Below are 21,702 nucleotides of genomic sequence, written 5' to 3' on the forward strand. Positions count from 1 at the left end.
AACGGTCTTATCCTCTACGACTACATGATCAAGTGCATGAAGGAGTTGGCGAAAGCTGAGCCTGATATCGATGCACTGCTGCCATGGAACTTCAAGCATTAGTTATGTCGCCCCGTGAGTTCATGGGACGCTTACGATAAATCTCTTACAAAAAGGCCTTTTAGGTGTTTCAGTTGAACTCACTGATATTTTCTTAAAACATGGTTGTAAATTTACAACACATATTTAAATTCAGAATATAAAACTGTATGAAAAGTGGTTAAATGGCGAATATATCTAGCTATATCGATCAATCTAGATTTATCAATTATTTAACAATTTAACATCCAGTTTTATGTTCTTTTGTGAGGAAGGAAATGAGTTCTAAAGCCCCTTTTTGTATTCGCCACGCAGCAGCGGATACATTTGCTATGGTGGTATTCAGTTTTGTTGTCGGAATGCTGATAGAGATTTTTGTATCAGGTATGTCCTTTGAACAGTCGTTGCAGTCGAGAACTCTATCGATACCCGTAAACATTGCTATTGCATTACCTTATGGAATATTCCGTGACTGGGTTCTCAACCAAGGGGCAAGACTTCATGGTGGTGAACTCACTAAACGTATTTCCGATATTATTGCTTATGTGCTATTTCAATCGCCTGTCTATGCCGCCATTCTGTGGTCTGTAGGTGCATCGTCTGATCAGATCATGACAGCGGTAGCGAGCAATGCGATTGTGTCATGTGGTTTAGGTGTGTTTTACGGATACTTCCTAGACAACTGCCGAAAACTGTTTCGTGTTCCTGCTTATATTCAACGGGTGTAAAACGAGTCAATCTGTTTGGAAAGTGAGTGTTTTAGTTAAAATCTGAGCGAACAGACATGAAATGATGTTTTTTTTCAGATAATCACTTGACCGACATACACATAATCATTAAATTAGCGCCCCGTTGAGACGCAAAGTTCAACAACAATTCGGTGAGTTGTCCGAGTGGCTGAAGGAGCACGCCTGGAAAGTGTGTATACGGCAACGTATCGAGAGTTCGAATCTCTCACTCACCGCCACATTTAAGAAAGACGCCTTTTGGGCGTCTTTTTTGCCTTCTGGGGCTTAGAACGGAAACTTCCTTACATACCTAGGCAACATAGTTTCATTACCTAATAATCCGCCTTGGTGGATGTAAAGCAAGGTGCCGTATTTTTCTTGGTCGTAGTCTTGAAATAAACAGCGCCACATTAAAGGGTCGTATAGCAGGTCGAATTCGATTTCGGTTTGTTCCTTTAACTTTTGCCACATATCAAAATCGGCTTGGTACAGTTTGCCAAAGTGGTGCTTTTTTCCTGTATTCAAGACGAGCGGAAACCGCTCTTCATCTAACGAGTGCCATTGTTGCATTAGGTATTTGTCGCCACCGACGCATGAGCACGTTACTACTCGAATATTGTGTTTTTCTAGGTGTTTATTGAGATAAAGAGAGGTGGTTCCTGTACCAGAAGGAAGCGCGACGGTAAGGGCGGAAATATTTGCCTCTTTTTTCCAACTCAATATTTCATGTGCAAGTTGCTTTACGCCATATTCTGCCAACTCGCATCGACCGCCTTCTGGAATAAAAAGGCAACGGTTGTCGGGCTTTCTGATCTCTTTTATGTAGCGTTCGCAATTGAATGCGCTGTCTCCATCCAATTCCAATTCACTGACATCAATGATCTTTGCTCCTAAATCCAGTGCCGCGCGGTAGTTCCCTTTGGGATTATCTAATACATAAGACGGGATATGATCCACATAAAACTCGAAGCTCCACCCCTTTAGTTGGGCGAGTGCTGCTAATGAATATAGGGAGTTGGCTTGAACGGAGCCGTGCCCAATAATCGTGTCTACTTCTGGGTACTCGGCGTTCAGCAGCTGCATGAATTTGCGGGCTTTATTGCCGCTGAATTGTGGATGAAGGAGCTCATCTCTCTTTAGGTAGAAAGTCATACCGTCTACACAATGTTGGGTAATTGGGCTGGCCTGAAGCTTCATAGTTAAATAAGGTATTACGGTAAAGCCGTAGTCTAGCAATTTTTCATGAAGCGCCAGAAATTTTTATGAATTCGGCTAGATAAAGAAACCCAGTTCAGAAACTCAAGTCGCTGCATTGCTAGTAAACTCAGTGTACAGCAGAGTCCTATATTCCACTAAGGAGGGTGCTGCAAAGTGATCCTCGCAACTTCATACGACTTGGGTATAATGCTGCCCTCGTGCATTTTCTTTTGTGCGAGACAGACTTCTACCCAGATGAGATGCTTGTTTTCATTACCGCCAAAAATGCTTAGCTTGCTTGTTGTTATCATTGTTAGCAACGCAAGGTGAGGGGGCGCATTTTTTTGGGCATCAAGAGGGTTGGAATTGAGATGAATGACATAAAAGAATGAACTTACGTGGTTTTGATATATCTCAAGTAAGGCATTCGAATTGATAGAGGTAGAGAAGTGAAGCTAACTTCGAAACATTTGTGGTTTTTGTTGGGAGCAGCCTTGCTAATCAGGTTGGTGTCTCTGGGTATTCTACCACTAATGGATACAACGGAAGCTCGATACGGTGAACAGGCTCGGATCATGGTGGAAACCGGTAACTGGTTAACTCCCATGTTTGATTACGATGAGCCATTCTTAGGCAAGCCGCCGATGTTTACGTGGCTAAGTGCCGTGGGCATTGAAGTGTTCGGTGTATCGGAATTTGCCGTTCGATTCCCCCACTGGGTTGTTGGAGTCCTCACCATCGCGTTAGGGTGCCTCTTTGCAAAACGTGTTGGCATTAATCCGCTTAAAACGGCGGTTGTCATGGCAACGATTCCGGTGTTCTCTATTTCATCTGGCGCTGTTATGACGGATATGGCGCTGACGTTCTCTCTCACACTCGCCATGGTAGGGTTCTTTTTTTGCTGGCGAGGCGAAAAAATCTGGGGGTACGTTGGGTTTGCAGGGTTAGGGCTAGCATTGCTGGCAAAAGGACCGATGGCCATCGTATTAATGGGGCTATCTGTTCTTCCCTTCTTGATAATTCAACATGGCTTTATTGGCGCGTTTGTACAGCTCTGGAAGCGCTTTCCAATAGTGGGTGGCTTAATCCTAATGTGTGTGATTGCGCTGCCGTGGTACATCCTTGCAGAGCAAGCGAATCCAGGTTTCTTAGAGTATTTTATTGTAGGTGAACACTTTAACCGATTCCTTGTGAGCGGTTGGGAAGGGGATCGCTATGGTGACGCTCACGATGAACCAAGAGGCATGATATGGCTATTCTTGATGTTGGCGGCACTGCCTTGGTCCATCGTTTTGCCTTTGCTTGCGGTTTTTCGTTTTACAAGGTTGAAAGAAAAGTTTGCTGAATTACCTGGGGTGTTTGTCTTCCTCTTGTTCTGGGTACTATCGCCACTTATTTTGTTTACGTTCTCGGGCAATATTCTTGCTACCTATGTTCTTCCAGGAATGCCTGCATTTGCGCTGTTAGTCGCGTACTTAGCTGAAGAGAAAGTGAGTTTTAAAGCCACATTCTTCAAGTCTGTTACGATTACTGGGCTTTTCATTACACTGGTATCGGTTTATGTAGCGAGTGAACTGAAGAATGACGCGATCATAGGGTATGTGGCTGCCATTGCGCTTGTCGTCTCCGGTATTGCGTTTTTGTTCCGAGAAAAAGCGTTTACGTTCAACTGGTTTATATTTGCTTCGTATATTTTGCCAATCATCTTGATTATTGTTATTTGTGTGGTGATATTCAAAGTAGGCAATGAGCGTAGCGACAAAATGCTGTTCGTCGATATCGATCGTAGTAAGCCAACATTTTATGTCGAAGGCAGTCGCACGTTCTCTGGTCAGTACTACAGCTTTGGTCAAGCGAAGCGAATGAATAAGCTGGATCAGCTGAAAGGTCATGAGAACGGGTATTACATCATTGGTCCAAATGAGCGTATTGAAGGTTTTATAAATAAATACAACTTGGCTTGTACGCTCGAAGTGGCATCACCTAAACGCTCGCGCTATCTGTGCCAATGATTTCTCTGTGTAAGCTATGGCAACATAAGCTGTTTCAGCATCGGCTGTTTAAGTTTGCCTTTGTCGGCGGTATCGGCTTTTTAGTCGATACCGCTGTATTTGCTCTGCTGTACTATGTTTTTGAAATGCCGATTTTCTCTTCGCGTGTTATCGCGTTTGTTTTAGCGGCAACGGCGACCTGGATTGGTAACCGAGTACTGACCTTTAGTGACAGAGAGCAATCCGATAAGGCCAAACAGTGGCAAAAGCATATGGTCGCGGCGGTATGTTCCGCTATACCCAACCTAGGTGTGTTCAAAATGGTTATTGCGCTATTTGGCGATCAAGGAGCCATGCCTTTTATGGCACTCGTTGCGGGAATCTTGGTTGGAATGGTCAGTAACTACTTTCTCAGTTCGAAGTGGGTATTTGCTGGTAAATAGAGCCAAAATGACACCGACAAGAATATTAACAAGGGTTCTATAAATGGTGTCTTTTTGGCTTGTATCGGAACCTTTCTACGCTCATTGAGCATGAGAAGCCTTCAATATATTCGATATTCTATCGTTTTCCTTTCTTACTTATTTTTTCTTTAGGTCATATTCCGTTTTAACCCCTAAATCTATTTTTAAATTGATCTTTGAGGGGGGAAAAGAATGATGAGTAATGGGATGTCTAAGTTTGATATTACCAACCCCTCCCGTATTTCCGCATTGATTATGGCAATTAAAGAGTGGCTACAAAACGTGTCTCCAAGCCTTTCGGATTATTTCACAGGCTCTGTCGCTTCAAACACTTATGGTCTCAATCAAGTCGAACAATGACTAAACAAACTTTCCTTGTCTGCCTTTTTTAATTTCTAGATCTTTAGTTTTGTCTGAGAAATGTCAATCAGTGACTTTAATTCATTCAATTACAAATAGACATATCGGAGATTTTGTATCACATATTTTCCGTGTTATACAAAAAATTGGAATATACATCTAAAAATATAGTATGGAGTAGCATAAAAATGATAAGGACTATTTTCAAAGTAACAAAATTAACTTTTTCGGTGAGCGTTCTCGCCTTGTCGAATTATGCATTTGCAAATGACGTTTCCGTATTTCCTACGGAGTTAACAACATCTGAATATTCGAATGCCAGTATACCGTCGCACGGAGGGGATTTGGCAACGGATGACTTAAGCAATAAAGTCAGCACTATTGTATTACCAGCCCACGATCATTTGCCGGTTGAATTGGTCGCTGAAATGGAAGATGTTGCTATAGAGCAAGGGGTTACGCTTTCTCGCAAAGAGAATATGTATTTTTGGGCAGAAGATAATATGTGGCTTTCAAAAAATGGGAGTAAGGTATTCCGTCCATTTCGAGCATTTTTTTCGATGAATAATAATGCGTTTATTCAATTTGTCCTTGTAAATGAACCTCAGTCCCCACTGGCTTCTTTGGAAGGGCATCACAGCCAAGGATTCACTAAATCACAAGGTGTCAGTGACAGACTGTTGGAATTGGCTAATGGATACGCAGAAAGTACGAGTGCTGAATTGGTTAATACTTTCTCTATTATTGATGGTGGTAACATGCTCGTTGGGAAGCGGGAAGATGGTTCTCAATATGTTCTAGTTGGACGCGATGCCGTTTTACAGACAGCACTCATGCATTCAAGGTTTGAACAAGAGCGTGCTATTGCGAAAAGGCAGCAAAATGAACAGGCTGGTGGTTATAACCTTTCCTTTAGATTTTCTAAAGGACGTTATACTGTGGTTAATTCCGATCCAGAGATAGACAGACTGCTCCTTGAAGCGGCGAACCTTCTCCCTGCTCGAAGTACACTTCAGGAGCAACTGGATTATGCCAAAGCGGTTCGTGCTAGAGTAGAAACGATTTTTCCGTCTGAAAATGATGTCTTGCGTGAAGGTCAGACCGTTAATTTAAACCAAGTGAAAGCGAAGGTTCAAGAGCGCTACGAAACTCTCTTTAGAGGACGTTTGCCCGCAGAGTTTGATGTTGACAAAGCGGTAATGAAAGCTTACGGACAATTAAAAATTGCTGCTACCGCTACATCGGATTTTGATTTGTCTTTAATCGATAAAAAGCTCCATTCTTTGTCAAGCGATCCTGCGATGGATCAACACTTGGCTACAATGCTAAGCCAAGGGGGGTACATTCGTAAGGAGTTGAGCCAAGAGCGTGCGCTTGAGGAAGGTCGACGTTTGAGAGCTATGATAGAGATCGTACACGATGTAATGGCGCAAGAGCTGGGGGTGAGCCGAAATGATCTTGTGGTATTAACTCAGCCTGGTTTCCATATCGATATGTACCTCAGACCCTTAGAGAATGGAAAAGTACTGATTAATGACTTTGGATTGAGCCAGCAATTTTTGAAAGATGTTCTTGCGAATGACGTGACGATTAGTGAAGAGGAACGTGTGCAAATACATCATTCAATAGAATCATTGAAATACAATGAGTCGAGGTTCACCAATGTATACAAAAACATTCATAATCAATTGATTGAAGCAAACCTTATTCCAATAAAGACACCAGGCGTTTTCCAAGTTGGTAGACGTAATGTTAACTGGATGAATGGAATCATGGGAAATGGTAACACGCCATTCTTTATAACGAATGCTTCTAGTGTCCCTGCTTTAAACAAAGCTTTCGAGGCTTGGGTTCAAAAATTGACTCCAAATTTAGCGGTTTACTTCGTGGGTAAGTCCTTGTCTTCCTATTCCGGTTTGAATCAGGCTGAGGATCTATTGGATAGATCTGGAGGTCTTGATTGCATCACTGTCCATCATGAATAGGTGAAATGCAGCATCGAATGTGGCTTTCTTGATCAATAAGATGGCTGACTTGATCAATAGGGCGACTTACTTGATAAATAAGCTGACATACTCTGGTTAATATAGGCAGACCTTCTTGGTCTGCCTTCATTTCGCTTCGTCTATTCTGCTACGCCTGAAGTCGCTTCCGTTTCCCTTTTGGTTTGTTAGAGCCCTTGGCATTGTCTCTTTTCGATGCTGTTTCGTTTCGGATATCGGGCTGATTCTTCGTATGCTTAGTTGCAAAGCGATTTGCACCATGCCTGCCGGAACGACGACGCTGTGCAGGCGTTTTAGCATCAAGATCTTCTGCTGGAATCAAGCAACCCGGTTTGTCACCAATCAAGTGCTTCTTACCCATATTGATCAACGCCTCTCGGATGATTGGCCAGTTCGCTGGATCGTGGTAACGAAGCAGAGCTTTGTGCAAACGTCGCTGCCTTTCTCCTTTGGCAACAGGAATGTCTTCACGTTGCTTATACTTCACTCGCTTGAGTGGGTTGGTTTCCGAATAGTACATGGATGTCGCATTACACATGGGGGATGGATAGAAGTTCTGAACTTGGTCACATTCAAAATTGTTCGATTTTAACCACAGTGCCAAATTCACCATGTCTTCTTCTTCTGTACCTGGGTGCGCTGCAATGAAGTAAGGGATCAAATATTGCTTTTTGCCTGCTTCCTTGCTGTATTTTTCAAACATCTCTTTGAATCGGTCATAGGTGCCCATTCCCGGCTTCATCATTTTGTCTAGCGGGCCTTTCTCGGTATGTTCCGGTGCGATTTTTAAGTAGCCACCTACATGATGCGTTACGAGTTCTTTTACGTATTCTGGAGATTCGATGGCTAAGTCGTAACGAACGCCTGACGCGATCATGACTTTCTTGATGCCTTTTACTTTACGCGCTTCTCGATACAAATCGATCGTGTGCTTGTGGTCGGTGTCCAGTTTGTGACAAATGCCAGGGAATACGCAGGAAGGTCTACGACAGTTTTGCTCTGCTCGTGGGTCGGAGCAGCCAAGTCGATACATATTGGCGGTTGGACCGCCTAAATCGGAAATGGTACCAGTAAAGCCAGGGACTTTATCGCGAATGTCTTCGAGTTCACTAAGGATCGACTCTTTCGAGCGGTTTTGAATGATACGTCCTTCATGCTCTGTAATAGAACAGAAAGAACAGCCACCAAAACAACCCCGCATGATATTAACCGAGGTTTTAATCATATCGTAGGCGGGGATTTTTGCCTTACCATACATAGGGTGCGGAACGCGAGCGTAAGGTAACCCAAACACAAAATCCATTTCTTCTGTTGTCAGCGGAATAGGCGCTTGGTTCACCCAAAGCTCACGATCGCCGTGCTTTTGAATAAGCGCACGACCAGAATAAGGGTTCGTTTCAAGGTGCATGATACGGCTGGCATGAGCATAGAGAATGCGGTCGTTTTTCAGCTTCTCGAAAGGGGGAATTCTCACTGCGGTTGTTTTCGCATCATGTCTGGATGGTTGAATGGTAACGACTTTGGCTTTTTCCTCTTCCTTCGGTTTTGTCTCGCACTGAGTTTCAACCTGATAAGGGTTAGTAGGAACGAAGGCTTTCCCTGGTTTTTCGATGCGAGAAGAATCGATGATTTTGAAATGTTCAGGTGCAGCGGATAGGTTGACTGCTGTGCCACGAATGCTCGTTAGGGTGGAAATATCTTCTCCGTTTGCAAGCCTGTGCGCCACCTCCACCAACGCTCTTTCTGCGTTTCCGAATAACAGAATGTCCGCTTTTGCGTCGAACAAAACCGAGCGTCTCACTTTATCAGACCAATAATCGTAATGCGCAATGCGACGAAGGCTGGCTTCGATACCGCCTAGTACAATTGGCGTATCTTTGTAGGCTTCTCGACAACGCTGAGAATAAACCAATGTCGCACGATCTGGTCGTTTTCCACCTTCATTGTTTGGGGTGTACGCATCGTCATGACGAAGCTTTTTGTCTGCGGTATAACGATTGATCATCGAATCCATGTTACCTGCGGTAATGCCAAAAAAGAGATTGGGTTTACCGAGTTTCATGAAATCGGATTTATCTTGCCACTCAGGCTGAGCCAAAATACCGACACGAAAGCCCTGAGCCTCCAAAAGACGTCCAATAATAGCCATACCGAAACTAGGATGGTCGACGTAAGCATCACCCGTCACAATGATGATGTCGCAACTGTCCCAACCCAGTGCATCCATCTCCTTTCTGCTTGTGGGCAGAAAAGGGGCTACGCCGTAACATTCGGCCCAGTATTTCGGATATTGATGGATTGGAGTTGGTGTGTTGTGCATTTTTTGACCTCAGCGTTAGGAGGCGGGAATTATAGCGGCAGAAAACACTCCTGACTAGATTATCATCTCACATGAGAATCATTCGTATCTAATTGATTGTAGTGCTTATGTTATGTGGGTTCATTCGATATCCCATGCCCTTTAGGAAAGGGATGGATTCCGCCTTTGAAACCGTTGTTCTGGTTGTTCAGAAATACGATACGCGGGGGGATACTGGTATCAGGGATCCGATTGCCGGATGTTACCTGCTTTTCAATTTTGATAGAAGAAACAAAGTGGAGAAACAAGGGCGGAGCGCGTTAGCAAAACGTTTTTATGATGGCTTCTCTTGCCATTTGTACACTTTCTTTAACAAATACAGATTCCGTCACGCCTGAATAGAGAAGAGTCTGCTTGACTGTGTAAGTGAGCGTTAAGTTGCCATGTAAGGGGTTGCTTCCAATATGAGTACATCGCTAATTTCAATGTTGAAGGGCATGAGCATTTCCTCCGGGGAACAAGGGGAGGTGAAGGGCTATAAAGCAGCAAAGTGGCGTTGGAATGCCAGCAGTGACGAGCTTCAGTTTTTGGATCCTTTTCTAGTGGACATCGTTCACGGTCAGTTTAAAGTTCAGGTAATGGCTGACTTGTTGAAAATAATGCCCGCAAGCGACAAGGAAAAACTTGTGGGTGCCCTTCAGTCTGCGCATGAATGCAATTCAAAGCATTCTCTTTTCTGCGTTCTAACCCCTTCTAAAGGGTTGCTGATTTATTGTGAAGTCGAAGTGAGTCGAACAGACGGTGAAGTACTTTTGGGTCATATTCGCCCGCTGTTTTATTTGTCTTCTATGTATGAAATTGGACAGATTTTACAGGCGATTTTTGAGAACCGACACCACGGCATTGTTATAACCGATAGCGATACCCAAATACTGGCTTGCAACCCTTATTTTGTTGAACGTTCTGGCTATCAATTTCATGAACTGTTGGGAAAGAAAACAAGCCTGTTTAATGCCGGTAAACACAGTGATACGTTTTTTAAAGAAATCTGGCGAATGATTCATCGAGATGGTCATTGGACTGGCACCATTTTATCTAAGCGAGCCAATGGTCAGATAGAGCCTCAAGATCTCACTATCCAGAAAGTGGAAATGGCGAACGGCAAAACCTATTTTGTCGGTTTTACCGTCGATTTATCCAATCATTTATACCGAATTGTCGACACAGACAATGGTGGACTTGAGCTGTCTACCAAGCTTATCAATGAAGATGAGTTTCAATCGAAATTAGCCAATATGGTTAAACACTACGGTCATTCTCACACCGTTATTGTCTTGGCAATAGCACCAGAATTCGAAGAAGCCACGGTTTTAGAGCAAAGGATTGCGTTTTCAAACGTCGTTGCTCAGGTTGATGAACAATACCTGTGTGGCTACAAAGGTGACAACCTGTTCGTGTGTGCCTTGAAATGCGTCAATTCCGATAACCGGGTTAGAGCCATTCATGGTGAGATCCGACGTTTCCTCGCTTTCATTCGTCAATTTGGTAATGCACATTTGTTCAAGTTGCTTGCAAGAGGAAAAATGGGTGTATCCGTGCTAGGGCGTGATACCAATAACCCTAACATGTTGATTACTCATGCCACTCAGGCAATGTTAGAACAGCATTCGAGCAAAAAAGGTTACAACATTAGCTTCTTCGACCGTTTGATGCATGAAGAAGCGGTACGAAGGAAAAAGCTCGAGGAGCTTGTGACCATTTTTATAAAGAAAGAAACCATCGACGTACATTTTCAGCCCATTGTTTCTACTGAAACGTGGCAAGTGATTAAGTTTGAAGCACTTTGCCGCTTTCCTTCTGTTGAAGGGCTTCAGTATACCACTCAGGAAATGATCAATATTGCCGAAGACCTAAACCTAGTGACGACCTTGGATAACATTGTTGTTTCCAAGTCTTTGAATCATATGGCGAGAATTCAAAATCATTTCGGTGAGCAAGTTGGCATTACGATAAATCGATCACTGAATACTAGAATGAACGCACAGCAAGTCCTGACTCATACTCTAAGCACGATAGAGGAGTCTGGTGTAGACCCTAAACTGGTGACTATTGAACTGACAGAGAGTGCTTATTTTGATAGTGAAGATTGCCATATAGAGGCAGTGAAAGTGCTAAGAGAAAGAGGAGTCAAAGTGGCAATAGATGACTTCGGTACGGGGTATTCTTCTTTTGCCTACTTAAGCAATGGGCATTTTGATTACCTCAAAATCGACAGAGAATTTGTATTCAACCTTGAAATAGGCACACACAAGTATTTTATTGTGAAAATGCTGGTGGCTTTATCTCATACCCTTGGCGTAAAAGTGATTGCCGAAGGTGTCGAAACCATACAAGAAATAGAAGTGCTTACTGGGTTAAATGTGGATTACGTACAAGGGCATTACTTCTCTATGCCTGTTTCTATTGATGATATTGAGACGGCACATCATTATGTGAAAAAACGAAATGAATTGCGTCGTTTTTCTTTACCTAAACAAGGTGAAGGGATATTGAGCCTCCATGAGCAAATGTCGCCATTTTTGAAGCCCAGTGCAGCATTAAGTGAAGTACACGAGATATTCTTGCGTACCGATCTCGAAGCCATGGCAGTTACAGACGGTTTGCATTGCGTTGGGGTGATCGATAGGGAAGTGTATAACCTTCATATGAGTCCAACGTTTGGTACCAAGCTGGAAACTCAAAGAGATACGCAAATTCTTAAGCGCAAACTTAGCCAAGTCATGAAAACTCAGTTTACGGTTCTGAGCCACACCACGTCACTTCAAGATGTGCCGGCATTGGTTAAAAAAGGTGTCCCTTTGCCTTGGGTGATGACAGGAGATAAAGGAGAATGTTTAGGCATCGTGACAAAAAGCCGGGTTCTCAAGTTTTTAGCCAGTTAAAGTTAAGTCAGCCAGATAAAGTTAAGTCAGCCCGTTGAAGTGAATATACAAGCTAGCAGCGGGTTAGAGATGGTTACTTGGTTATAGAGAGTCTGTTATTATCCGTGCCACCATTTTGAATGATGTAACTTTACGTAATAATGTTGGATTATTTTCTCGCTCAATTGCTTCCTATGACACTAGGGGCTCAATTGGTCATCACTTTAGTGCTGCAAAAAGGTGACATTTGCCCAGGGCAAAGAGGGCGCCTGCATAAACTTTTACCTGCCTTCATCGCGTTATGGATAGCCACAGCGACCATTAGCTTGCTCGGGCTGGTCACAGCGGGTGTTCTTGTTGCGTTTTACTCTAAGGTGCAAACAGGAAAAACACGTGAAACGGGTTCTTTCCACGTTTTAAATGTATCAGCATTAACGGGGCTGGCAGCCCTAGCGCATGTGGTCATGCAAAGTTTCACATTTTGGGGGGGAGTCAGTGTTGTTGTCTCGGGCATCCTATTAGGGGCGGCATTTGCGCAGCTCATGTTGGTTGTGTCTCGTTCGAGGTTACAAGCTTTCCACCGCCTATTGCCCATCACAGGTATCGTCAGTGGAATGCTCTTTGCCGTTGTTTCGCTGGTTCAGGCGTATCAGCTGTCTCCCGAAGCCATTGAGTATTTTACCCATCAGATTTTGGCTGGTTTTGCGATGTTAATTACCGCAATTGTAATTTGGTGCTGGCATATGCTGTTTAACCAACCCCCAACCAAAATCCAGTTGAGTGTAACAGTATGTTGTTTACTGGCATCACAATTTGGGTTTCAGGCTTTAATATGAGGCTCTGAATCCTGAGGTCACTTGGGCATGTAAAATAGCACTTTTCTTAATAGACGCTAATCTTTAATAGGAAACGGCAGAAAAGGGGGAAGTGCCATGGATTTAAGTAACATCACCAACCTCGACAGCATCATATTGCTGGGCATAGTGAACGAAAAATTGCGTTTGGAATGCGAGAGTTTTGAAGAATTGGTCACGACTTATGAAATGGACGTGGAAAGCTTGGTGGGCAAGCTGGATATAGTGGGGTATCAGTACGATCCACTGACTAACCAATTTAAATCTTACGATCGTTAAGGCAAATACCCGATACCAAAGTGCCTTTGCTACTTGGGTATCGGGTTGTCGTTATGCCAACTTAATCCCTTCAAGATGGCTTTTGCATTGCTGCCGAGCCGTGTTGAAGAACGCTTGGAGGTATCTTTTTTTCCTTTCACTGCTGCGAGTCGCAGCAAAAAGCCGTCTCCAAAGTCCGTCTGAAAGTGGTTTGCTTGCGATTAACCCTTGGCGTGAAAATTCAATAACTGCCCAATTTGGCAAAGCGGCAACCCCTAAGCCTGCTGAGACCATTTGAACCAGCATTAACGTGTTGTCGCATTGCTTCCATTTTGCGGGTTCAACGCCTGCTGGTTGAAGGAAATGTTTCACAATATCTAGCCGTTGCTTTTGTACAGGATAGGTAATGACGGTTTGATCCGCTAAATCATGAGGTTGGATACTTTCCAACTCCGCAAGTGGGTGGGTAGTCGAGGTTACTAATCGCATTTCAAAATCAAACAAAGGTTCGTAGTGCACCTCCGATTTTGGTTGAATATCCGAAGTGATGACCAAGTCGAGTTCTCCTCCCATCAATGCGGGCAAGGGTTCAAAGCCAAAACCGGAAGAGAAATCCAAGGTGACACTGGGCCAAGCGAGTTGATATTCCTTTAGTGCAGGCATGAGCCATTGAAAACAGGAATGGCACTCAATGGCCATATGCAATCGACCATTTACATCTTCTTTTAGGCTGGCTAGTTCACTTTCAGCCATTGCTAGCCTTGGTAGAACTTCGTCGGCAACCTTAAGCAATATTTCGCCTTCAGAGGTGAACTTTACGGGTCTTGTTTTACGCAAAAAGAGCTGCCCGCCAATACGCGATTCTAAATCCTTAATTTGATGAGAAAGTGCCGATTGCGTTAAATGCAGGGCGGTGGCGGTAGCGGTTAGCGAGCCTGTGTCTCTTAATGATGTCAATGTTCTTAGATGCTTCAATTCAATCATGAGATTCTCTCACTTATCCATGTTCTCTATGACATATTTTCATAAAAATACGTGATTCTAGCCTTATTGTAAACGTCTAGACGTCTGAGTTGGATTCAAACATGAAAATAAATAATAAACAAGTTGAATAAATGGAAATTGCTCAACTAGGAGATTCAAGAGATATTTTAGCCATCCAGACTTCTTAATTTTATGTGCAAGGAAAAATCATTATGGCGACGACTAAGACTCACATCCTCGGCTACCCACGTGTTGGCGAAAAACGAGAACTCAAATTTGCGCAGGAAAAATATTGGCGTGGTGAAATCTCTCAGCAAGAACTGAAAGATGTTGGTAGCGAATTAAGACAACGTCATTGGAAAGATCAGTCGGAGAGTGGGCTGAGTTATGTTGCTGCGGGTGATTTCGCATGGTACGACCATGTACTTACAACCAGTTTGTTATTAGGGAATGTTCCTTCTCGTCATAAAAAGGGCTCCCCAGATTTAGATACCCTGTTCCGCGTAGGTCGTGGTCAGTCGCAGTCCAGTTGTGGTTGTGGGTCTGCGGCATCCGACATGACAAAGTGGTTCAACACCAACTATCACTACATCGTTCCTGAATTCAGCAGCGATGCTTCATTCGAAGTGAGCTGGCCTCAGCTTTTTGAAGAAGTCAACGAAGCCATTGAAGCAGGGCATGAAGTCAAACCCGTCCTTCTTGGTCCAGTAAGCTACCTGTTCTTGGGTAAAGAAGTTGAAGAAGGGTTTGATCGACTCACTCTTCTTCCTCGCCTTCTTACCGCTTACCAAGCGATTTTAGCGAAACTCTCAACACTGGGTGTTGAGTGGGTGCAGATTGACGAACCTATCCTAGCCCTAGAGCTAGATAGCACATGGTTAGATTCATTTAAGTTGGCTTACCAAACTATTCAAGGTGATGTAAAACTGCTTCTGACCACGTACTTTGATTCCGTGGAAGAACATTTCGATTATATAACGGCACTTCCAGTTGATGGCGTGCACGTGGACCTTTCAGCAGCACCTGAACAGCTAGAAGCTGTTGTAAACAAATTGCCTGAAAATTGGGTATTGTCAGCAGGAGTGGTCAATGGTCGTAACGTTTGGCGTGCAGACGTTAATGCTTGGTTGCAAAGACTGCAACCTGTGAAAGAAAAACTGGGTGAACGCCTTTGGATTGGTAGTGCCTGTTCATTGCTTCACAGCCCAATTGATCTTGAGCTTGAAACGGAGTTAACAGAAGAGGTGAAAAGCTGGTTTGCGTTTGCAAAACAAAAACTGAGCGAAGTTAGCCTGCTTGGTGCTGCTTTAAATGGTGACGCGAAAGCCATTGCAGAGTGTGAAGTGTACAGCCAACCGATTGTGGCACGCAAAACCGCAGATCATGTGAATAAGCCTCAAGTGAAAGCACGGGTTAACGCGATTACGAGTGATTTGGCTAACCGAAGTGCACCGTACGAAGAGCGTGCTCATCACCAAGCTGAAGTACTGGGTTTACCACTGCTACCAACGACAACAATTGGTTCATTCCCTCAAACCAGCGAAATTCGCACACAACGCAGCGCGTTCCGTACCGGAATATTATCTGAAGCCGATTATGAAGCGGCGCTGAAAGGGCATATTAAAGATGCGGTTGAGCGTCAAGAAGCATTGGATCTCGATGTGTTGGTTCACGGTGAAGCAGAACGTAACGACATGGTAGAGTACTTTGCGGAGAATTTGGCTGGCTTCCAAACGTCCAAGTTTGGTTGGGTTCAAAGCTATGGTTCGCGATGTGTGAAACCCGCGATTGTTGTGGCTGATATCGAACGTGAAAAGCCGATAACAGTCGAGTGGTCAACTTATGCTCAGTCTCTAACCCGTAAGCAAATGAAAGGCATGCTAACAGGACCTGTGACGATTCTATGCTGGACATTCCCGCGCGAAGACATTACCCGTAAAGAAATTGCGCAGCAGTTAGCGTTTGCTTTGCGCGATGAAGTAAGTGATCTACAGGATGCAGGCATCAACATCATTCAGATTGATGAACCGGCGATTCGTGAAGGTTTACCGCTTAAGAAACGTGATCATGAAGAATACCTAAACTGGGCGGTTGAATCCTTTAAAATCTCCGCGGCAAGTGCAAAGCCGGAAACCCAGATTCATACCCACATGTGTTACAGCGAGTTTAATGAGATCATCGAATCCGTCGCTGCGTTAGATGCAGATGTCATTACCATTGAAACGTCTCGTTCAAACATGGAGCTATTGAAAGCATTTGAAGAGTTCAACTATCCAAACGAGATTGGTCCGGGTGTCTACGATATTCATTCGCCAAATATTCCAACGGAAGAGTGGATGGTGGATTTGCTTGAAAAAGCCGCTGCGAAAATTCCAGCAAAACGTCTTTGGGTTAACCCAGACTGTGGGTTGAAAACACGTAACTGGGAGGAAACGGAAGCGTCATTAAGAAACATGGTGAACGCGGCAAAAACATTAAGAGCGCAATGGCAGTAATAACCGTATCTAATTGAAATAATGTTATCGAGCTAAACAGTAAAAAGCCCCTACTCTAAGAGCGGGGGCTTTTATTGTTTTGTTGTCTAGTTCTGAAATGTGTGTCTCGTCCTGAAATCTGAGGACGAATTATGAGGTGTGTGGGCTAAAGTCGCGGTTAATTTACCCAGTCACGCAGCTTAAATGTGACCTGATGTTTATTATTCTTAAGTGTCAATGTGTTGTCCGTTAGAGTGATATCGCTCCACTCACTTAATGTGTCTGACATCACTTGTTCAATGTTCATCATTTCATCGGAGCACATCATCATAGTCATGCCCATGCCATCAACACGGAATCGACCATCTTTGAGTTCACCTTGCCCAAAGTAACCATTACAACCAGCGAAACCATTAACGGTCATCTCTTCACCGACTTCAATACTCGGGGGAGTGCCGCGCTCTGGTTGTACGTAGTCTTGCCCATCGACTTGAGCCAGAATCCAATGATGATGTTGTAGATCCTCTTTGGTTACCACCGATGCATCTCCGTTGCTGGTACAAGCTGCCAGAATAACAGGTAAAGCGATAAGAGCGAGTTGCTTTTTCATTCGAAGCTCCAAGACGTGTTTTCAAAATTCCGTGCAGTATATTCAACAAGTTTACTTTCTTGTCAGCACAAAGTCATAATAATACTGCTAAAAGCGTAAAACCATTACATTTATTCATTGTATTTTGATGTGAATAACGATGAGGAGTTTCTCTCTAATTCGGTGGGTATGCCGTATGGTGAGTAAAGTGTTATGATTAAGTAAAGACCGCTAAGCATAGGAGGGAGTATGGAACAGTTGGAATTTTTCAACGTGCCGAGCCCATGTGTTCAAGTGTGTACGGTGGATGAAAAAGGGTATTGTCAGGGTTGTATGCGCAACCGACAAGAACGTTTTGACTGGTTAAACATGTCGCCCACCCAGCAGCTACATGTTATCAAGCTATGCCGCCAACGTTATCGAAGAAAAATCATGAAGCAACGTAATCAGGCAGTCCAAACCGAGCTTGAGGAAACAAGCCCGCAACAAGATCTATTTTAATCCTCCCCACACTTATCCTCTCTATATCAGACGTGGACGCCTCTTTTATTTTTCTGCTCACTGTTCTATATAAACTTGACTCTTTTCTGTAGCGGATTTCAATCCAGAAAAAAAGTAACTGATCCATTTGATTCCATAGAATTCCTAGTTATCGCTCGCAAAAATCCTATAAATTACATTTGCTTGTAGAAAATTGCTCCACTTCGCACAGTAATACCAGTTGCATTAATTATAGTTTTTGCGATTAGAACTCTGTGAACAGCTTTAATCTGCTACTCAGTAGGCTGTCATAGATTCATTTTCATTTCATCACCACAGGTTGGAGTGGTTGTGGATGACTTTATTGATGGATGTTGAACTTTAATGCATCTGGAAAACAAGAACAAGGAATGGACAAAATGTTGAAGAGAACGCTGATATCCACGTTGATTGGCTGCACTATGGCAAGTAGTGCGTTTGCTATGAACATACAACCCGATCCTCAAAACCCGACTGGGTACATTGTGTCGAGGGCCGATTTGCAAGCGGCTGAGCAAGCGAAAACAGCCGACCCTATGTATGCCATATGGGCTAAAGCGTTGGAAACTCGCCCGAATTCCATCGTAGAAGCGATTGATGCTGGGTTAGCGACAAACCCAGATAACGTGAAGCGAGTGGAAAGGGTTTTTCCTCGCAGTGAGTGGGATTTCCTCACTCAGATGGCTGCCCCCGAGTATACGTATACAAAATTCTTGAGAGCGATTGGTAAGTTTCCGGCATTCTGTGGCGACTACACTGATGGTCGTAATGCCGATGCGATTTGTAAGAAATCTATTGTCACGGCATTTGCTCACTTTGCACAAGAGACTGGCGGTCACATCGCAAAAGACAACGTATGGGATAACCCATTAGCGTTAGAAGAGTGGCAACAAGCATTAGTGCATGTTCGCGAAATGGGATGGTCTGAAGGTCAACCTGGCTATACGACGGGATGTGGTCAAAATGATTGGCAGAATCGACGTTGGCCTTGTTCGCCAAACCAAGGTTACTTTGGTCGCGGTGCCAAACAGCTTTCTTATCACTTTAATTACGGGCCGTTCTCTGAGGTCATGTACGATGGCGATGCGACAGTATTACTGAATAATCCAGCGCTTGTCGCAGATACGTGGCTAAACCTCGCGTCGGCAATTTGGTTCTATCTAACACCTCAAGCACCGAAACCTGCGATGTTGCATGTCATTGACCGTACTTGGAAGCCGTCTCAGCGCGAAATTGATGCGGGCATTGGTTATGGATTTGGTACAACCATCAATATCATCAATGGCGGTATTGAGTGTGGCGAGCAGAACAAAGACAAAGGTCAGCCAGTCAACCGAATCCGATACTGGGAAGGGTTAGCAGCGCATTACAATATCCCCATCGAAGCGGATGAATCAAACACATGTTGGCAGCAAACACCATACGGAAGTTTGAATTTAAATGGTGCGACAGACGTACTTTATACTAACTGGGAAGCGGATTTCTCTTATCATGCAGATCGACCAGAAGGGATCTCATATGAGTGTAAATTGGTAGGCTATCAAACAGCGTATTCTGCACTTGTTCCTGGCGACTACGAGAAGTGTGTGACCAATTTTTACCTATCTCATCAGACTTGGCCAGAAGTTAGGGTGGTTGATAAGTTAGATCCTACGCCAACTCCTAATCCGGATCCAAACCCAACTCCGGATCCAACACCTGATCCAAGTGGATTTATTGTTTGGGAAGCCGGAAAAACGGATGTGGGCGTTGGTGCGAAAGTGACGCATAACGGCAAATGTTTTGTTGCTAAAAATGATCCCGGAGTGTGGGAAACGCCAACACAAACGAATTGGTTCTGGGATGAGGTAGCTTGCCCAGCAAAATAAGGTAAATCGCAGAAAGGTGAAACCCCAGCTGTTGGTAGCAGCTGGGGTTTCTAATTTTTACAGCTTTCGGTTGGTAAATCCGAGAGTCTTATATGCAAAAGGTTGGATTTTTTCCGGCTAATTCCTTGGTGAGGAATTAGATGCGGATGAAGTCCATGTGCTCAACTTTTGGCTTGAACGCGTGACGTTGTACGTCTTGCGGCTTAACCTGAACTTCAGCGCCGTCAATCACTAGAGTGATTGCTTCGTAGAATTCAGGCTTATCCATTTGGTTGATTACTTCATCGTGGTTAAGAGTGATAGAAACAGGCGCTGCCTCACCACCGTAAACGATTGCTGGGAATTGACCAGCGTGACGTAGGCGGCGGCTCGCACCCTTACCTAGCTCAGTACGCAATACTGCTTTAAGTTTCATAAGATTTACTCTCAAATAGCAAAATTTAATATTCACCACCAACATAGCGACCTAGTCGATGATGCTAGCGCCGGATTAGCTTGTACAAGTCAATCAACAGCGAGCGCGGATACTAACATTCTCGTTTTCTGGGAGCAAGAAAATTCATGCTAAATTGAGCAAAACAAAGCTTTACAGTGCGATGAATTGAAAGTGAATCTTAGCCTCACCATAAGTTAATCTTCTTCTTGTTAGCTTGAACATCACAGCCAGCAAAATAGAGAGTCTACCCATGCCACCGATCAGCGTTATTGTGATTACATTAAATGAAGAAACAAGAGTTGCAAATCTACTAAAAGATCTCAGTCAGCAAACTTATCGCAATTTTGAAGTAATACTCGTGGATTCTAACAGTGATGATGAAACCATGAGCATCGCATCTTCCTTCAATGATAGCTTGCCTGAGCTCACTGTACACAATATGGGATCAAGGGGAGTCGGTTTAGGCAGAAACACAGGCGCATCCATGGCTAAGCACAACCGACTGTTATTTTTGGATGCGGATGTACGTTTGCAACCCTCGTTTTTACACAATGCACTCGAAAAGCTCTCTAAATCAAAGTTAGAGGTTGCGGGGGTTTATATGGGAGCCAAGGGCTTGCCATTTGCTCATAAAGCAGGCTATACACTATTTAACATTGGATTGTTTGCAACTCAGTTTGTATTTCCTACCGCAGTGGGGGCTTGTATTTTTTCGACCAAAAGAGTGCATGCTGATTTAGCAGGGTTTGATGAGCAGATTATCCTATGTGAAGATTGTGATTATGTGAAACGCGCTAGTCAAACATGGCGCTTTCGTTTCCTTCCTATGACGTTTGAATTTGACCCTCGTCGTTTAGACCAAGATGGTCTTGCCTCAACCGGTTGGCTGTATCTAAAAGCCAATGTTAGGCGTTTTTTCTTTGGAGAAATGCGTAACCAAGAAATGGAATATAAATTCGGACATTACAATCACTAATGGAATCCTTAACGTTATTTATTGGCGCGCTATTCGATGGGCTAATTGGTCCGAATGTAATTGTGATGGGGGAACCCTTCCTACTCAGTGCTGGCTACTTACTTCATAAGGGGAGTGTGGCAGGGGTGTTAGCCGTGCTTTTAGGGGCGCTTATTGGTGATCAATGCAGTTATTTCATCGGGAGGCATTACGGTCAACGTATTCAACGCAGGCTTGTTCATTTTAAACCCAGTTTACGGAGAGTATTTGCTCATGCTCGGTTGTTAATGTACCGAAAAGGATCTTGGGTGATCGCAATGGCTCGGTTACTGGGTCCTATTGCGTGGGTTGTCCCGTTTATTGCCGGAGGAAGTAGAGTGGGGTGGCGTCGATTTACTGGCTACGATTCCATCGGCGTCTTTTTGGGGGTTGGGCAGTTTGTATTGTGGGGCTATCTCATTTCTTCTGGACTGGATTCATTGGGTTTGCTCACCCAGATTCAAGTTTTTGTAAAAGAACACAGTGTACTACTGTCTGTATTCTTTGTTGTTTTCGTCTTCAGCGTTTATTGGTGTCGAGAAGCCAGCAGTCAGAGTAAAAGAATATATAACAATGTTGGATAAAAACATTTCTCCTGTTTCTTATTGATAGTGTACAGGAGAACCTCAATGGTTTGCGTAGCCGTTATTCGGCGACTTACTGAATTCGGTGGCTACTGAACAGA

The 21,702-nt window shown here is 43.8% G+C and carries 19 protein-coding genes and 1 tRNA gene; 15 read left to right on the forward strand and 5 right to left on the reverse strand.

Features of this window, described 5'->3' with window-relative positions; translation table 11 throughout:
* Positions 1–356 precede the first annotated feature (356 nt).
* Together HC752_RS05695 and HC752_RS05700 are read left to right on the forward strand one after the other, a co-directional pair.
* On the forward strand, positions 357–806 hold the full coding sequence (locus HC752_RS05695) for an L-alanine exporter AlaE (RefSeq protein ID WP_190334172.1): 450 nt from the start codon (positions 357–359) through the stop codon (positions 804–806).
* A 151-nt stretch (positions 807–957) separates the two neighbouring features.
* A tRNA-Ser gene (locus tag HC752_RS05700) sits at positions 958–1,045 on the forward strand.
* 46 nt (positions 1,046–1,091) lie between these two features.
* Here the strand turns inward: HC752_RS05700 and HC752_RS05705 are convergent.
* Positions 1,092–2,003, reverse strand: coding sequence for a 1-aminocyclopropane-1-carboxylate deaminase/D-cysteine desulfhydrase (locus HC752_RS05705; protein ID WP_190334173.1), 912 nt, complete (start codon positions 2,001–2,003; stop codon positions 1,092–1,094).
* Between the two features lie 449 nt (positions 2,004–2,452).
* Between HC752_RS05705 and HC752_RS05710 the strand changes: the two genes are divergently transcribed.
* The 4 genes from HC752_RS05710 (at position 2,453) to HC752_RS05725 (ending at position 6,803) form a co-directional block, all read left to right on the forward strand.
* Positions 2,453–4,015, forward strand: coding sequence for an ArnT family glycosyltransferase (locus tag HC752_RS05710; protein ID WP_446751424.1), 1,563 nt, complete (start codon positions 2,453–2,455; stop codon positions 4,013–4,015).
* Positions 4,012–4,437, forward strand: a complete 426-nt coding sequence (locus tag HC752_RS05715; protein ID WP_190334450.1) for a GtrA family protein — start codon at positions 4,012–4,014, stop codon at positions 4,435–4,437. Before HC752_RS05710 ends, HC752_RS05715 begins: the two co-directional genes overlap by 4 nt.
* A 213-nt stretch (positions 4,438–4,650) precedes the next feature.
* Entirely contained in the window at positions 4,651–4,818 is a 168-nt protein-coding gene (locus HC752_RS05720; protein WP_190334174.1) for a hypothetical protein, read from the forward strand.
* Positions 4,819–5,006: 188 nt separating this feature from the next.
* Positions 5,007–6,803 (forward strand): hypothetical protein, encoded by a 1,797-nt coding sequence (locus HC752_RS05725; protein WP_190334175.1) that lies wholly within the window; start codon positions 5,007–5,009, stop codon positions 6,801–6,803.
* Positions 6,804–6,951: 148 nt separating this feature from the next.
* On the opposite strand, the gene HC752_RS05730 is transcribed toward HC752_RS05725, so the two are convergent.
* A complete protein-coding gene (locus HC752_RS05730; RefSeq protein ID WP_190334176.1) occupies positions 6,952–9,141 on the reverse strand; it encodes a YgiQ family radical SAM protein in 2,190 nt (729 codons plus the stop codon).
* A gap of 152 nt (positions 9,142–9,293) precedes the next feature.
* Between HC752_RS05730 and HC752_RS05735 the strand changes: the two genes are divergently transcribed.
* From HC752_RS05735 to HC752_RS05750, 4 genes are all read left to right on the forward strand, one after another.
* Positions 9,294–9,518, forward strand: coding sequence for a hypothetical protein (locus HC752_RS05735; RefSeq protein ID WP_190334177.1), 225 nt, complete (start codon positions 9,294–9,296; stop codon positions 9,516–9,518).
* Between the two features lie 66 nt (positions 9,519–9,584).
* Positions 9,585–12,062 carry a sensor domain-containing phosphodiesterase gene (locus tag HC752_RS05740; RefSeq protein ID WP_190334178.1) on the forward strand — a complete coding sequence of 826 codons (2,478 nt, stop codon included), beginning with the start codon at positions 9,585–9,587 and terminating at the stop codon, positions 12,060–12,062.
* 140 nt (positions 12,063–12,202) lie between these two features.
* The gene (locus tag HC752_RS05745; RefSeq protein ID WP_190334179.1) at positions 12,203–12,877 is read left to right on the forward strand and encodes a hypothetical protein; all 675 of its coding nucleotides are present in this window, start codon (positions 12,203–12,205) and stop codon (positions 12,875–12,877) included.
* Between the two features lie 96 nt (positions 12,878–12,973).
* Positions 12,974–13,174, forward strand: a complete 201-nt coding sequence (locus HC752_RS05750) for a DUF4250 domain-containing protein (RefSeq protein ID WP_190334180.1) — start codon at positions 12,974–12,976, stop codon at positions 13,172–13,174.
* 51 nt (positions 13,175–13,225) lie between these two features.
* Here HC752_RS05750 and HC752_RS05755 read toward each other — a convergent pair whose 3' ends face one another.
* Entirely contained in the window at positions 13,226–14,137 is a 912-nt protein-coding gene (locus tag HC752_RS05755; RefSeq protein WP_190334181.1) for a LysR substrate-binding domain-containing protein, read from the reverse strand.
* A gap of 212 nt (positions 14,138–14,349) precedes the next feature.
* Between HC752_RS05755 and metE the strand changes: the two genes are divergently transcribed.
* Positions 14,350–16,632: a 5-methyltetrahydropteroyltriglutamate--homocysteine S-methyltransferase gene (gene metE / locus HC752_RS05760; RefSeq protein WP_190334182.1), complete on the forward strand. Its 2,283-nt coding sequence runs from the start codon at positions 14,350–14,352 to the stop codon at positions 16,630–16,632.
* A gap of 157 nt (positions 16,633–16,789) precedes the next feature.
* Here metE and HC752_RS05765 read toward each other — a convergent pair whose 3' ends face one another.
* The gene (locus HC752_RS05765) at positions 16,790–17,233 is read right to left on the reverse strand and encodes an META domain-containing protein (protein ID WP_190334183.1); all 444 of its coding nucleotides are present in this window, start codon (positions 17,231–17,233) and stop codon (positions 16,790–16,792) included.
* A gap of 216 nt (positions 17,234–17,449) precedes the next feature.
* Between HC752_RS05765 and HC752_RS05770 the strand changes: the two genes are divergently transcribed.
* Together HC752_RS05770 and HC752_RS05775 are read left to right on the forward strand one after the other, a co-directional pair.
* Positions 17,450–17,701 carry a DUF1289 domain-containing protein gene (locus tag HC752_RS05770; protein WP_190334184.1) on the forward strand — a complete coding sequence of 84 codons (252 nt, stop codon included), beginning with the start codon at positions 17,450–17,452 and terminating at the stop codon, positions 17,699–17,701.
* Between the two features lie 398 nt (positions 17,702–18,099).
* Complete coding sequence (locus HC752_RS05775; protein WP_190334185.1) at positions 18,100–19,587, forward strand: chitinase; 1,488 nt, start codon at positions 18,100–18,102, stop codon at positions 19,585–19,587.
* 136 nt (positions 19,588–19,723) lie between these two features.
* Here the strand turns inward: HC752_RS05775 and rplY are convergent, their stop codons facing one another.
* A complete protein-coding gene (gene rplY / locus HC752_RS05780; protein WP_190334186.1) occupies positions 19,724–20,002 on the reverse strand; it encodes a 50S ribosomal protein L25 in 279 nt (92 codons plus the stop codon).
* A 271-nt stretch (positions 20,003–20,273) separates the two neighbouring features.
* Between rplY and HC752_RS05785 the strand changes: the two genes are divergently transcribed.
* Complete coding sequence (locus HC752_RS05785; protein ID WP_190334187.1) at positions 20,274–20,999, forward strand: glycosyltransferase family 2 protein; 726 nt, start codon at positions 20,274–20,276, stop codon at positions 20,997–20,999.
* Positions 20,999–21,601 carry a DedA family protein gene (locus HC752_RS05790; protein ID WP_190334188.1) on the forward strand — a complete coding sequence of 201 codons (603 nt, stop codon included), beginning with the start codon at positions 20,999–21,001 and terminating at the stop codon, positions 21,599–21,601. The genes HC752_RS05785 and HC752_RS05790 overlap by 1 nt, the downstream gene beginning before the upstream one ends.
* The last annotated feature ends 101 nt before the right edge of the window (positions 21,602–21,702 follow it).

This window comes from Vibrio sp. S9_S30 (assembly GCF_014694455.1).
Classification (GTDB): Bacteria; Pseudomonadota; Gammaproteobacteria; order Enterobacterales; family Vibrionaceae; genus Vibrio.